Consider the following 14,598-nt stretch of genomic DNA (forward strand, 5'->3'; position numbering starts at 1 on the left):
ATTAAGGTTATTTGTCCGTCAGGTTCTGATATAACCTGCTTGTTTCGGGCTCCGGCTCATGTCCCAGATCTTCATCCAGGGTTAGTGTGAATGAATGATATAAACGAAGTATGCCTTGCTGATCATCTATGGATGCATACACCTCCATCATGAGTCGGCAGATTTCTTCCGAATAAGGCTCCCGTTCCTGCAGTATCGTTAATTGCTCAATCGCTTCCTTACCCCGACCATGCATCATGTCCCATTCCGCGATATCCATAACCAACCCTGTATACTTGCGTCTGAGTTCCCTTGCTTTGGCCTGCGCCCAATGGTAATCATGCTCTTCCAGATAATCGGCACGATAAAGTGGAATCATATGCCTCAAGTCATCGACATTGTCGGAGGTAATGGCGTTGTAGACCATGGCTTTTTCGAATTGTTCCACATCACTCACCAGATTACCTGATAAAAGACGATAGCGGTTCATATTGTACTCCAGCTTACCTGTCATGTTCCATTCCTTAAGCAGCTTTCGAATCTGGTACACGGAAGTATGTAGATGGGTTAGTCCCTTCTCCTGGGAAACATCACCCCACAGCTTATCCAGCAGAATCTCTTTGCTTACCCACTCTTCCCTGTGATGAAACAAAAAAGCAAACAATTCCTGCGATTTGGTTGTACGCCACTTATGCTTCTTAGCACCCTGATCCAGAGTTCTATAGATATCCAGATGTTTGAACGTAAGCAGCCCCGGCACTTCGGTATCCAACTCCACAGATACCGATCCCGATTCCTGCACCTCGGCGGTGGCTGCAACTTGGGAATGATGCGACATTATGCCCGCAATTCGATCAATGGTTTTGGCCAAGCGTGCGGAGCTTACCGGTTTCAGTACATAATCCAGGGCATGCAGCTCGAATGCCTCCACCGCATGATCGGCGTAAGCCGTAACAAAGATAATACGAATACTCTGATCCAGTTGCTGTATATATTCAGCCGCCTCCAGGCCATTCATCTCCGGCATGCCGATGTCCAAAAATACAACATCCACACGTTCGTTTGCCAGAAAATGAAGACCATCACGGGCTGTTGAAAAACATTGCACGGGTGTAATTCGTCCGTCCGTTCGTAGTAGGCGCTCCAGATGAAGCTGCGCCGGCTTCTCGTCATCAATCACAATGGCTCTCACCGTTCATTCAGCCTCCTGCCATGAAAGATTCAATAGGAATACCGTTTTTATCGGCATCCGCTTATTAGGGCGTGTCTCAAAACTCTGAAGTGCATCTTTTACCGCCTTTTCGCCCCCTGCTGCGTCACTTTCCCTTGACGTGCCACGGCACGCCTGCGTAAAACTTCCTGGCTTGGAACGAAAATTCGGCAAAATCTGCTTCCTTCGGAGTTTTCAGCCCCCCCCTAGTCTGTTAACCATAATTGCTTCACTCAGCACACTAATTGGAATAATCCACCTTTTGCACGGGGATACGGAATCGGATCTGCGTACCTTTACCCACATGGCTATGAATTTCCAGTCCCTGACCATAGAGAGACATCAGGCGACGGTTTATATTTTGCAGCCCGACACCTCCTGGACCTTCGGTTCGTCCAGACTTCACCTGAGCCATACGCTCAGGGGGGATACCGACTCCATCATCTTGAACCTGAACGACCACATGCTCACTCTCTTTGAAAATTCTAAGCTGAACTGTCCCGCCTGCTGCCCGCTCCATCACGCCGTGGCGAATGGCATTCTCCACAAGCGGTTGGATGCTGAGAGGCGGCAGATAGAGATGCACGTCCGGTTCCACCTCATATTCAACCACCAGTCTTTCCTCAAATCTGGCCTGTTCCAAATGTACATACGACTCCACCAGTTCCAGCTCTTTGTTCAAAGGAACAAGCTGCTCCCTGTTCTGGAAGTCAAAGCTCCCACGTAGGTAATGACTCAATTCAATTAGCAGATCGGTTGCTTTGTCCGGATTCACTGCACAGGTCGCGATAATGACATTCAGTGCATTGTATAGGAAGTGTGGCTTGATCTGGGCCTGCAAAAAGGCCATCTCGGTCCGAATAGCCTCCTGCACAGAACTCCGCATCTCAATTAACGTCCGAACCCTAGCGCGCAATTCACCGGCATCCACCGGTTTGCTCAGGAAGTCATTGGCTCCCGCCTGAAATCCGTGCTTGATATCCTCAGGCAACCCACGGGCAGTCAGCATCAAAATCGGCAGCTCTGACAAGGAACTGTGCTCGCGCAGCTTGCGACATAACTCAAGCCCGGACATTTTGGGCATCATCCAGTCCGTAATGACAAGATCGATCGACGGGAATTGTTCACGAAGTTTTAATGCAGTGAGTCCGCTGTCCGCTGCGATTACACGGTAACGTTCCGTGGACAACAGATTCAACAATACCTGTCGATTCACGGGGTCATCGTCTACAATCAGAATTGTATGTTCTCCTTCCGAAAGATCATCCGGCTCATCCGATTCTCTTGTCACAAGCTCTTTCGCTCCTGTCCCCTGTACGGCCACATAACGGGCGGCAACTGGTTTCGAATGAGCTTGCAGCAGCGGCAATTTGATAACGGGCAGGGTGAAATGAAAGGTAGAACCTTGCCCCGGCTCCGATTCTACCCAGATCTCGCCTCCGCCAAGCTCGACGAGTTTCCGAGTAATACTCAGACCGAGCCCGGTTCCATCATTCACTCGCTCCATTGTCCCATTACTCTGCTCATAGGCTTGGAAGATGTCCTCCTGTTTGTCCAGGGCGATGCCTACCCCCGTATCTGCGACCGATACCCTCACCCGATCCCCATCGACACTGGCGTACAGCCGAATCTCACCCTGCTCAGTGTACTTATAGGCGTTACCCAACAGGTTATACAGAATCTGCCTGAGGCGATCTTCGTCAGCCTCTACGAGCGGCAACGACTGGGGCCATTGCTGAATCAGTAAAACCGGCTTGTCCTCGAACGTGAAACCCGAGACTTCAACTACAGTACGGGCAACCGATTCCAGATCGACAGCTACCCGTTTCAACTCGATCTCACTATTTTTCAGTTTGGAAAAATCCAAAATGTCGTTAACCAACAGCGACAGCCGCTTACCGGTTGCCGTAATCATGGACAGATTTTTAGCTTGCTTGGGTGTGACCGCGCCGGCCGCACCTTCCAGCATGGATTGAGCAATATTAATGATGCCGTGCAGGGGGGTTCGTAGCTCATGAGACGTATTCGCCATGAACTCGTCCTTGAGACTGTCAATGGCGAGTAAACGCTCCGATAGAGCTTCCACGTCACGGAATGATTGTGCGAAGCGGATTGCGGTCACAATCATCTGGGCTAATACAAATAATAAAAGTTCAATCAGCGCAAAGAACGCTGTATCTACGGCAGTGAACGCACCGAGCGTGTGCAATACAACAACCATAAGTATGCTCATCATGCTCACCAGTGCAAAGTGACTATCATTCGGTCGTCCTTTTAACCAATAGAACATCGCTCGCAGCGTATAGAACATGACAACAAGCGAGACCAGCAGCATGGGAAGCTCAAACGATGAGAAAAGGGTCGGAGGCAGCGTTAGGCCCACAATGGTCTGGGCAATGATTAGCACTACAGCAAGACGAACAAACCACTGATGAACTGCCCCTGGTACACGAGCATCCATATATCGAAGCAAGAAGTAATAGGCAAAGGCTGAACTAAGAAGCTGAATCCGAAGCATCTCATTGTTAGTCAGGAACGGTACAAACGTTCCCAGTAACTTCTCCCCATGGGTCAAAGCGTAAAGTGCACCGGAAAGACTGAATAATCCGAGATAATTCAGTTCCTTCTCACTACGCCGCAACCGAAACAGTAGCAGGAAGAAGGCGGCGGGCAAGATAAAGCCGAACAAGGTCATCAGATCCTTGAGCCAGTCCTGTTGCTGGCTTTTCAGGATGCTATGCTCGTCTCCAAATAGAATGGGTGCCACAATGCCCCCAGACGAGTAACTATAATTTGATACTTGAATGATAATGTCAGCCGTGTTGCCCTCAATGGACGTGAATCCCGTAAAGGGCAGATTTAATTGCACATCCGTATCCGGGGTCATTCCCGGCAGTCCTTTGCCGCCAATCTCTTTACCATCGATAAATACCCGGTGGGCCATACGTATATTCTGCGTGCGTATGCCGTAATCGTTTTTCATCGTTCGGGCTGTAAGCTGGACTTGCAGATGGTAGGTTCCATACCCATGTGCTTGCCCCAGAGATTTGTTCCATCGGGCCGGAACTTGAGTGCCTGACGAAGCAGGCAATGGCTTGCGACCGGATACACTTGCTTCAATATCTGCCGGACTGAGCAACTGCCCAGGGTAGAAATCCCAGACACCCTTTAGAGACGCCGGACCCTTGCGATCAAAGTCCCACTGGGTCAGGTCAATTCTTCCATCCGCAGCCTGGGGGTTACTCCGCTCACTAATTAACGTCTGGGCAATCCAGCCCAGTGGAACAATGACAATGCATATGAAACTGATCGTCAGCATAATCCAGTGTTTTCTCATCTATGTATTCCTTCCATCCACAATGGCGAGAGACGTCTAATTTTGTCGATTTATCACTATAATTCATGTTACACGTTTCTGGTGCTCACGGAAATAGTTTCCGTATCATAATCGGTCAAATTCGTTATAATTTGAAGGATTTCTATCTGTTTCCGTTAGGTCTTGGTACACAAAGAAACCCCAGACCGATGTTCACCCAGATAAGCGGGCGAAATGGCCTGAGGTTGATTGAATGAAGATTTATTTAACAACTTGAGCAAGCTTCTGAACGATTCTGGCCCATCCCTGCTCCATACGTTCGCGTACGATGGCGTGAGCCTGTCCAAATTCAGTCAGTTTATCCGCATCCCAACCGCTGTGAATCAGTGTAAAATCCGTACCTTCCGGCTGTTTAAGCAATTGGAACGTCAACGTCCAGTCCCTTCCCCAGCGAAATGACAATTTCTCTAGTGGAAGAACTTCCGTCACCTGACAAGGTGATTGACCGAATGGGCCTGCTTCCAATATAAAGTGGTGACCCTCCACGGGTTCCAGATTGCCTGGCATGAACCAGGTTTTCAGTCCTTGCTCCGTTGAGACCATCTCCCACACCTTCTCTACAGGTGCATGAAGCAATAGTTCCTGACGGATATCCGGCAATGCACTTGATGAACTTGATGATGAATCCATTCGTATCACCTCCTTATACATTTCATTTCGTATAACTACCCGAATAGAAGTTGACCTCCGCTTTATCCCCACCCTATAATTGGAACATATTACATAAAAGGTGCGTGATTCCTATGATAGTCTGCTCTGAAAAATCCAATTCCAACCGTTGCCGGAAGGGATAATCCTGCTCACTTCCCTTCCACATTTTCGTTTTAATACATTTACATGTGGGGGACACCTATACTATGTCATTCCGTTATTACGGTCCATTATGCACCGCCGTTTATGATCTAACGAAACCTGTGGGACACTCCTTGGGAGGAGACATTGAATTCTATCGCCGCTATCTTCAGGGCTGCAAAGGACGCATCCTTGAAGCCATGTCGGGATCAGGCCGAGTGCTCATTCCTTTGCTTGAAGCAGGCTTGAAGGTGGATGGACTTGATTATTCAACCGATATGATCGACTCTTGCCGTTCTCGTTGTATGGAGCGAGCATTACCCATACCTGAGCTGTTCGTTGCCAATCTGGAGAAGCTTCACCTTCCATATCGATACGAGGCAATTATCATTCCCGGAGGTTCTTTGCTCCTCATTCAAGATAGAGAGGCATCGATTAACGCATTGCGTAGTCTATTTCAACATTTGGAACCTGGAGGCAGGCTCGTGTTTGATCTGTTTCTACCCGATGTGACACAACCCTCTTCGGTAGAAACATCAATTGTTTCATTACCCGATGGTGATACGATCACAGTAGAAGTGAAAACCATTGAAGTGAACCTTCTTCACCAGTACAAAGTGAGTCTGATCCGCTACGAACAATGGCATCAGGGTGCTCTTGCTGCTACGGAGCTGCAACAACTGACCTTGCGTTGGTACGGCATCGAAGAATTGCGCCTAATTCTGGAACAGGTTGGTTTCTCAGACATCAAGGTATATGCAGACTTTAACCCGAATCAACCACCCACGCAGTCGAACCAAAAATTCGTATATGAAGCGACTCGAAGAGCGTAATCATCAGTAATTTAGTCTACATGCTTCTCATCAAAGATAAGGCCACAGCATGAGGTTTAACCATGCTGTGGCCTTTTTTACTATATAAGATTTGCAATAACATTTACACGAGAACACAGAGGACAGAAATAGCCTGAAGAAGCAGCACGTTCGCCTTTATCCTCAGATTTTCACCTTTGAAAAAGTGAATCAAAAAATCTGAGGATAACAGCGATCGGAAGGTTATTCTGTCATCGGAGTGGCAAGTGTAACTGTTAGTGCAAATTAGTATCCACGAGAATATTGCTCCGCAATGGCAGCTTGGTCCTTGCTGATACCCAACTCCAGAGCCGCATGGTTCGCCCAGTACGGATCACGCAGCATGCCTCTACCAACCGCGACCAGATCCGCATCGCCGTTGCCAATAACCGCTTGAGCCAGTGCTGCATCCTCCAGCATACCTACTGCAATTACAGGAACGTTCAGTTCTTCACGGAAACGACGGGCAAATGGCAATTGGTAACCCGGATAGTTCCCCGGTTTCCGTTGTCCGGAAGGACCTTCGCCGCCTGAGCTAATATGGAACATGTCCACGCCTGCATCTTGGTAGGCACGCGAGATATGAATGGTATGCTCGATGTCGTATCCACCATCCGCGTATTCTACAGCTGAAATCCGCAAAATCAGCGGCATGTCTGCTGGCATTTCTTTTTTCACTGCACGAATGACTTCAACGCCGAAACGGGACAGATCCTGCCCATACACATCCTCACGATGGTTCATCAGCGGGGAGTGGAACTGATGAATGAGATATCCATGTGCGCCGTGCAACTCAATAGCGTCCACGCCAGCTTGTACCGCGCGGCGAACGCCGTCTGCGAACTTCTGCACCATAGCCTCTACTTCTTCTGTACTTAACGCACGAGGCTCCTTGTACTTTTCTCCCGGGAATGTCACCACCGATGGGGCAACCGGTTGTGGAGCATCCTCTGCTTTTCGTCCCGCATGGGCGATCTGAATAGCTACTTTGGAGCCGTATGCATGAATTCCATCGACAAGTTTAGTGAAGGCAGGTACATGCTCGTCTGACCATATCCCCAAGTCATTGTCGGTAATGCGTCCGTCCGGATCGACATCCGTCATCTCAATTACAATCAATCCAGTTCCTCCAACCGCACGACTCACATAGTGAACCTGATGCCAATCGTTCGGAATGCCATCCTTCGCCGTCACAGAATATTGGCACATCGGTGCCATGACGACACGGTTATTTAATTGCAAACTTTTGAATTGATAGGGTAAAAATAATTGCTCAGTCATTTATGTTGCATCTCCTGTTCCTTGATCATGATGTATATGAAGCCTTACTTATTGTCCAAATCCGAAAACATCTTCCCATTCTTGCCGTAGTTGTCCTTCTGCAGATCCTCAATGAAAATAAAGACCTTGCTCGGATCAACATCCAATGTCTCACAGGCTACCTGGGTCATACGTTCAATCAACTGACGTTTCTGCTCAGTCGTCTTGCCTTCCAGTACCTTAACGGTGATAAATGGCATGTCTTGAACACATCCTTTCTTCATCATTTATTATGAACCTGACGTATGGAAACACAAGTACGTACATTTTTGTGCCTTGGTACCCTTTTTGATACCTAGCCATCTTCACACATTTCGGTTTTGCCCCATTCTGGAAATGACTGCAAAACATGATATGATAACCGTAGAGACATACAGGAAATACTATACCCCAAAAGAAATAAATCCAAGCTAGGGAGCGATAATAGATGAAAGATATATTAATTCAAAGACTGAGTACTTATGTTCAGATGGATACCCAATCCGATGAAAATAGCGAGACATGCCCTTCCACACCCGGCCAACTGGCCTTGGGCAAACTGCTCGTTGAAGAATGTAACTCCATTGGTCTGCAAGAAGTGACGATGGATGAGAACGGTTATGTCATGGCTACACTGCCATCCAATACCGACAAAGATGTTCCCGTGATCGGTTTCCTGGCTCACCTTGATACAGCGACCGACTTTACAGGTAAAGATGTTAAACCGCAGGTTATTGATAACTATGACGGTGCTGACATTGTGCTGAACTCCGAACTGGATGTTGTGTTGTCCAACAAAGATTTCCCGGAACTGCACGAATATAAAGGCCACACGCTGATCACAACCGATGGTACAACGTTGCTTGGTGCTGACAATAAGGCAGGCATTGCCGAGATCATGACGGCGATGGCCTATCTGATTGAGCACCCGGAAGTGAAACACGGTAAGATTCGGGTTGCTTTTACTCCGGATGAAGAGATTGGCCGTGGACCGCACAAGTTTGACGTGGCTGCTTTTGGAGCCAAATATGCTTACACAGTTGACGGTGGACCACTTGGTGAGCTGGAATACGAGAGCTTTAACGCAGCTGCCGCCAAAATTACCGTACGAGGTACCAATGTACATCCCGGAACTGCGAAGGATAAAATGGTGAACTCTCTGAAAATTGCGATGGAATTGAATCGTCGCCTGCCTGTAGAGGAAGCTCCTGAATTCACGGACGCTTACGATGGTTTCTACCATCTGCTGTCTCTGGAGGGTGACGTTGAGCTGACGAAAATGAGCTACATCATCCGTGATTTCGACCGTGAGAAGTTTGAAGAGCGCAAAACGAATCTGTTGAATATCGTGAATGAACTGAAGTCTAAATACGGAGAGAAAAGCATCACGGTCGAATTGAATGACCAGTACTATAACATGCGTGAGAAAATTGAACCGGTACGCCAGATCGTCGATATTGCCCATGAAGCCATGACCCGGCTGGACATCGAACCTGTTATTCGCCCCATCCGGGGAGGAACAGATGGTTCCCAGCTATCCTATATGGGTATGCCAACACCGAATATCTTCACTGGCGGTGAGAACTACCATGGCAAATTCGAATATGTATCGGTAGATAATATGGTGAAGGCAACCCGCGTCATTGTAGAGATTGCTCAATTGTTTGAGCAGCACGGAGATATCTAATCCGCTTAAAGCGCGGTGCACAAAGAGCACCCTCTGGTATATTCCGGAGGGTGCTCTTTGTGGTCTTAACTTTTAAAAGTTATCACTCATAGATATTGCCTCCCGCGATGACACGCAGCTGTTCCAGATCACAGATCACGAGCTTTCGCTGCACTTTGCGAATAATATTTCGATCACACAGATCGTGAACGACCCTGTTCAGATGTCTGTAACTGGTACCCAGCATATCCGCCAGCTCAGTCAGCTTGGAGGTCTGAATCTCTTCGGAAGAGGTCTCATCCTGATCCATGGTGGACAACAGATAGCTGGCAAATCGGCTCTCAACGGGATATAGCATATTCAGACTCGACAGGTTGGAGAAGGTGTACAATTTATGCGTAACTTGACTGAGCATGAAGTGGAGAAATTTAGGATTCTCTGCATACGTATTCTGGAGAGAACGATAGCTGATACCAAGCAGCAGGCTTTTGCTCACAGATTCTACCGTATTATTGGCCTCCTTGCCATTGACCAGTTCCAGATCGCCCACAAGCGCGAGGGGTGTACTGAAACGAAGCAACAGCGACTTGCCGTTAGGCAGGGTGGTATAGATCTTGAGCTTGCCCTGCACGAGAAAATACAATCGCTCAGGCCGCTCGCCTTTGGCACATATCAACTCACCCTTGGCAGCCTCCAGCAGTCGCAACTCAGCGAGTGCAGACTCGTCCAGCACCTGATCCAGTCCATTCTCACGTGCAAGCTTACGCATTAGCCCAAAGTCCATAATTTCTTTCATTCCGACTTCCCCTCCGTTGCCATATATAACGTACCCAAAGGGACATATGTCCCATAATTGATATCAACCCGTACAAATATCTTGATATAAAAATAGTTACAACTAGAACTTATATCCAATAAATCATTTTAGATGGGAAATATTTAAAAATTTAATCATAAAATGTTCATTTTTCATGCAAAATGCCGTTCACGAAAAGCCCTTCCTGTCCGATGAAAGATAGAGCCTTCTATAGATCGTTAAAATAATTCATTTAAATATTGAAAGGATGAGCACATTCAATGAACGTTGTAGATGCACTGCTTAAAGTCATGCCTTATATTAGTAAGATCCTCAGAGAGCCGGCCAGTTTGACTGTATATGATCATGAAAAAGTATTGGATGTCATTATGACAGATAAATTTGATCTTGGTTTTGAAAAAGGAATGCCTCTCTTGGATTCGTTCCAAAACTTTGCCGTCTTGAAAAACGGAAGAGAAGCTACCCTCTCTACTCTCTCCAAAGAAGTTTTTGGTATTGAGCTGGATACCCTGAACATTCCGATCTTTGATGATCAGCAAAAAGTCGTTGCTGTCTTCTGTGTATCTTATGACCAGTCCAATCAGAATCAACTTGAAGATATTATACAAGAAAATCAGGCTATCAATGGTAACCTCGTTGATATGGTGCAACACGTTGCCGCTCATGCTGAAGAATTGCAGGCGACCAGTGAGCAGATCCTGCAAAACACACGACTTGCTGTTCAGAACTCTTCCCAAATCAACAAAGTAGCCGGGTTCATTCGCGAAATCTCCGAACAAACCAACTTGCTTGGCCTGAATGCCGCTATTGAAGCTGCACGCGTTGGTGAAGCCGGTGCTGGCTTTGGGGTGGTTGCTTCCGAAGTACGCAAACTGTCTGTGGATGCCAAACAAGCTACAAGTGATATTGATACCAGTCTGAGAGATGTACAACAGGTGATCAAACAGATGGAAGTTGAGGTCTCCCAGATTGCAGCCTCTTCACAGGAACAAGCGACGCTTGTATCTTCCTTCACAGATGTCATCGAGAAGCTCAATGACACGGGCGAGCGTATGAAAGCTCTGTCGGAACAACTGATCAGCTACTCGATCAAAAACTAAAATTTAACGTGTCACCAGATTCCCGATGCATATCGGTTATTCTGGTGACACATCGAATATGTAATAAACAGGACTTGGGTTTCCATGATGGATAATCCAAGTCCTGTTTATTATGTCCGTTTGGTTATTATTAACCAAATTCAGCTATCATCTTAATTTGCTACACGTACTGATTTGTCCCCAATCACTTCTTCTTCCGACTCCCAGCACTCTACTTCACCCGGAATATGAATGCGGTCCCGCGTAAAGATCGGGTCACGTCCTTCGGCTTTCTGTTTCTTGTAGTCCTTCAGTGCTTCAAACGTCACCTTGGACAGCATCAGAATCGCAATCAGGTTCACCACCACCATGAGCCCCATGAACAGGTCCGCCAAATCCCATACCAGCTGTACTTTGGCTACCGCACCGAACACCACCATCGCGATAACGCAAATGCGGTATACCCACAGCCAAACTTTATTGGATTTGATAAACTCAATATTGGTTTCCCCATAGTAATAATTTCCGATTAGCGTACTGAAGGCAAACAGGAACACCATGACCGCCAGGAATCCCGATGCCCATGGACCAATATGTACACTTAAAGCAGCCTGAGTCAATTCAATGCCACCCAGATTGGAACCTTTGTACACCCCGGATAGCAAAATAATCATGGCTGTGCTTGTACATATAACTAACGTATCTGTCAGCACACCAAAAGCCTGAATAAGTCCCTGCTTCACCGGATGTGTTGTATCCGCTGTAGCAGCGGCATTCGGGGCACTACCCATGCCCGCCTCATTGGAGAACAATCCGCGTTTCACACCGTTCATCAGCGCAGCACCCAACGTTCCGCCTGCCACCTGCTCGATGCCGAAGGCATTTTTGACGATCAACGCAATCATGGACGGAAGCTGGGTAATGTTCGCCAGCACCACAAAAGCCGCTACCCCAATGTACAATACGGCGAGCACAACGACGATGTACTCCGATGCTTTTGCAATCCGTTTGACACCGCCCATAATAATTCCTGCAAATATCACGGCCATAATGATACCCACCGTTAACCGATCCGTACCGAATGAGTTTTCGAATGCGACGGTAATGGTGTTCGACTGCACCGCATTAAAGACCAAGCCGAATGAAAGCGTAATGAGAATGGCAAATAAAATCCCCATCCAGCGCTTCCCCAGCCCACGCTCCATATAATACGCCGGACCCCCGCGGAATCCGCCCTTATCCTTCACTTTATAGATCTGAGCCAGCGTGCTCTCCACAAAACTGGAGGCAGAACCAATAATCGCAATAACCCACATCCAGAATACAGCCCCAGGTCCCCCCAGTGCGATGGCCAGTGCAATACCGGTAATATTCCCTGTGCCTACGCGGGCCGCCATACTGATACAGAATGCCTGAAATGGTGAGATTTTGCCCGGTTCCTTACTTTTCGGCTCTCGAAGCACCTTCACCATATCTCCAATCATGCGGAATTGCATGAATCGGGTCTTGGTGGTGAAGTATATACCACATACTACCAATAGTATAATTAACACTTTGGACCATAGAAAATCATTGAAAATGACGACAATATCTTGTATTGTTTGCTCCATCGGTATGCCCCTTTTATATGGTGTATTTCGAGTACAGAGATGAGTCAGATGAAAAGTTTGTACCATTCTGCACAACATCGGACCCAGACTTTCAGATGTTACTTATACTACAAGCGCATCTACGAAAATCGACAAATACCTACATGTAATCTCTACATTTATTTTAAAAATGGGCGTTAATTGCCCAATCATTGTCATTTAACCTAACATGTCAGGTTCTATGCAAGCAGAGAAAGGAAATGACTGATATGCGTTATTTTATTGTGGATGATGATCCTGGTGTTCGTTCCATGTTGATGGATATTATTGAGGATGAGGGACTTGGCGATATTGCCGGGGAAGCTGAGGACGGAGCACACATTCACGCAGAACTGTTGGAACTACATAAGGTGGATGTACTGCTGATTGATCTGTTGATGCCACAACGGGACGGGATTCAGACTGTACGGGCGCTTGAGGGAAGGTTCGAGGGCAAGATCGTCATGATCTCCCAGATCGAGTCGAAAAATATGATCGGAGAAGCCTACTCACTAGGCATTGAATATTACATTACGAAGCCGATTAACCGCTTGGAGATTCTGTCTGTTCTGCGGCTGGTGGGCGAGAGGTTACGGATGCAGCAATCCATCGCAGATATTCAGCGGACATTGCAGGGATTGTCCGGTTTGCACCCTAACGAGCGCACTGCGGCTCCGGTTCCGGACAAAACGATTACTACAGCAGGACATTTCCTGCTGTCCGAGATGGGCATGATCGGCGAAGCGGGAAGCAGAGATCTGCTGGACATGCTCGAATATCTGGAGCAGGTAGAGACAGATGAGCATAAGCTGTCGCCCTATACGTTCCCATCCCTCAAAGACATCTTTCAGAACGTAGCAGTACGCAAGCTGGGAGAGAACGCCTCTCTCGCGGAGGTTAACAAGGAGATCAAGGCATCAGAACAACGTGTCCGCAGGGCTATCTTCCAGACACTGAGCCATGTGGTTTCTCTGGGATTAACGGATTATACACATCCCAAGTTCGAGAACTATGCATCCAAATTTTTCGATTTTACCGAAATCCGCAAGAAAATGCTGGAGCTGCAAAACAATGTGGAGCCTTCTCTGTCCCAGACACGCATTAATACGAAAAAGTTCGTACAGGTGTTATATCTGGAAGCCAAACGATTGCTGCATTAAGCAGATGCATGATGGATACGATGCAAAAACAAACAGGCATGAATACTACGCCAATATGGACCTCCTTCTCAACTGAGGCTGTCCATTTCGGCGATATTCATGCCCGTCTGTACGACCAAGCGCTACGATCTATTTCTTCGTTCCGTATATAAAATTAAAATCCATTCGGGCTCAGCCCCGTGAATGGTTTCGGCTAACTCGGTTATACTCATTAATCAATTCGTCCAATGCCATAGACTGCCGAATCACATCGGGATGTCCAAGACCACCCTTGTTATGCTCTACCAGCATATGAAGGTTATGTCTGGCCTTTTCTATTTTATTTTTCAAATCCAAACTCATAACCATGACCCCTGATACCTCCTTATTCTGTGAACCATTTTAGTTTTTCCTGTCAATCTATAGATGGATTAACATATGGCATAGGGGACAAGGATGTTTTGTCTTCTTCTCCAAATTTTGATAAATACTATTCTATCACACAAGAGCGTATCCGAAAATGACTGATTTAACGCTATTTTAGCGAATAATCAAGGATTGGATTCTAGCGTTGGAGCTCATCATTCACAGCCAGAACGGATTGTGTCGTTATTGTGTATATTGAAAAAACAAAAGTCTATTGACTCAAAAGGTAATAAAATCCCTTTCCATAACGGGGCCATTCAGGTACAATAGGGCGATGTGTGTGTCCGGACCCGGCGGATACAAATGATGTAATTTAGAGGACGGCCAACGACGGCC

12 protein-coding genes are annotated in these 14,598 nt (G+C 47.1%); 4 read left to right on the forward strand and 8 right to left on the reverse strand.

Annotated features, from left to right (window positions below):
* Window positions 1-7: 7 nt before the first annotated feature.
* The 3 genes from MHI06_RS28405 to MHI06_RS28415 form a co-directional block, all read right to left on the reverse strand.
* Window positions 8-1,171, reverse strand: a complete 1,164-nt coding sequence (locus MHI06_RS28405; protein ID WP_340399843.1) for a response regulator — start codon at window positions 1,169-1,171, stop codon at window positions 8-10.
* 259 nt (window positions 1,172-1,430) lie between these two features.
* A complete protein-coding gene (locus MHI06_RS28410) occupies window positions 1,431-4,526 on the reverse strand; it encodes an ATP-binding protein (RefSeq protein ID WP_340399844.1) in 3,096 nt (1,031 codons plus the stop codon).
* Between the two features lie 240 nt (window positions 4,527-4,766).
* Entirely contained in the window at window positions 4,767-5,195 is a 429-nt protein-coding gene (locus tag MHI06_RS28415; RefSeq protein WP_340399845.1) for an SRPBCC domain-containing protein, read from the reverse strand.
* Window positions 5,196-5,422: 227 nt separating this feature from the next.
* Here MHI06_RS28415 and MHI06_RS28420 point away from each other — a divergent pair, with 227 nt between their 5' ends.
* Complete coding sequence (locus MHI06_RS28420; RefSeq protein ID WP_340399847.1) at window positions 5,423-6,190, forward strand: class I SAM-dependent methyltransferase; 768 nt, start codon at window positions 5,423-5,425, stop codon at window positions 6,188-6,190.
* Window positions 6,191-6,454: 264 nt separating this feature from the next.
* Here MHI06_RS28420 and MHI06_RS28425 read toward each other — a convergent pair whose 3' ends face one another.
* Window positions 6,455-7,489, reverse strand: a complete 1,035-nt coding sequence (locus MHI06_RS28425) for an NADH:flavin oxidoreductase/NADH oxidase (protein ID WP_340399848.1) — start codon at window positions 7,487-7,489, stop codon at window positions 6,455-6,457.
* A gap of 44 nt (window positions 7,490-7,533) precedes the next feature.
* Entirely contained in the window at window positions 7,534-7,728 is a 195-nt protein-coding gene (locus MHI06_RS28430) for a 4-oxalocrotonate tautomerase family protein (protein WP_340399849.1), read from the reverse strand.
* Between the two features lie 227 nt (window positions 7,729-7,955).
* On the opposite strand from MHI06_RS28430, the gene pepT reads away from it, so the two are divergent.
* Window positions 7,956-9,194 carry a peptidase T gene (gene pepT / locus MHI06_RS28435; RefSeq protein WP_340399850.1) on the forward strand — a complete coding sequence of 413 codons (1,239 nt, stop codon included), beginning with the start codon at window positions 7,956-7,958 and terminating at the stop codon, window positions 9,192-9,194.
* 82 nt (window positions 9,195-9,276) lie between these two features.
* On the opposite strand, the gene MHI06_RS28440 is transcribed toward pepT, so the two are convergent.
* Complete coding sequence (locus MHI06_RS28440) at window positions 9,277-9,969, reverse strand: cyclic nucleotide-binding domain-containing protein (RefSeq protein WP_169479986.1); 693 nt, start codon at window positions 9,967-9,969, stop codon at window positions 9,277-9,279.
* A gap of 281 nt (window positions 9,970-10,250) precedes the next feature.
* Here MHI06_RS28440 and MHI06_RS28445 point away from each other — a divergent pair, with 281 nt between their 5' ends.
* Window positions 10,251-11,090, forward strand: coding sequence for a methyl-accepting chemotaxis protein (locus tag MHI06_RS28445; RefSeq protein ID WP_169479987.1), 840 nt, complete (start codon window positions 10,251-10,253; stop codon window positions 11,088-11,090).
* A gap of 152 nt (window positions 11,091-11,242) precedes the next feature.
* Here the strand turns inward: MHI06_RS28445 and MHI06_RS28450 are convergent, their stop codons facing one another.
* Window positions 11,243-12,679, reverse strand: coding sequence for an alanine/glycine:cation symporter family protein (locus tag MHI06_RS28450; RefSeq protein ID WP_340399852.1), 1,437 nt, complete (start codon window positions 12,677-12,679; stop codon window positions 11,243-11,245).
* Between the two features lie 248 nt (window positions 12,680-12,927).
* Between MHI06_RS28450 and MHI06_RS28455 the strand changes: the two genes are divergently transcribed.
* Window positions 12,928-13,857 carry a response regulator gene (locus tag MHI06_RS28455; RefSeq protein WP_062836714.1) on the forward strand — a complete coding sequence of 310 codons (930 nt, stop codon included), beginning with the start codon at window positions 12,928-12,930 and terminating at the stop codon, window positions 13,855-13,857.
* A gap of 171 nt (window positions 13,858-14,028) precedes the next feature.
* On the opposite strand, the gene MHI06_RS28460 is transcribed toward MHI06_RS28455, so the two are convergent.
* The gene (locus MHI06_RS28460) at window positions 14,029-14,205 is read right to left on the reverse strand and encodes an aspartyl-phosphate phosphatase Spo0E family protein (protein ID WP_169479989.1); all 177 of its coding nucleotides are present in this window, start codon (window positions 14,203-14,205) and stop codon (window positions 14,029-14,031) included.
* Between the last annotated feature and the right edge of the window lie 393 nt (window positions 14,206-14,598).

It is taken from the genome of Paenibacillus sp. FSL H8-0079 (assembly GCF_037991315.1).
GTDB lineage: Bacteria > Bacillota > Bacilli > Paenibacillales > Paenibacillaceae > Paenibacillus.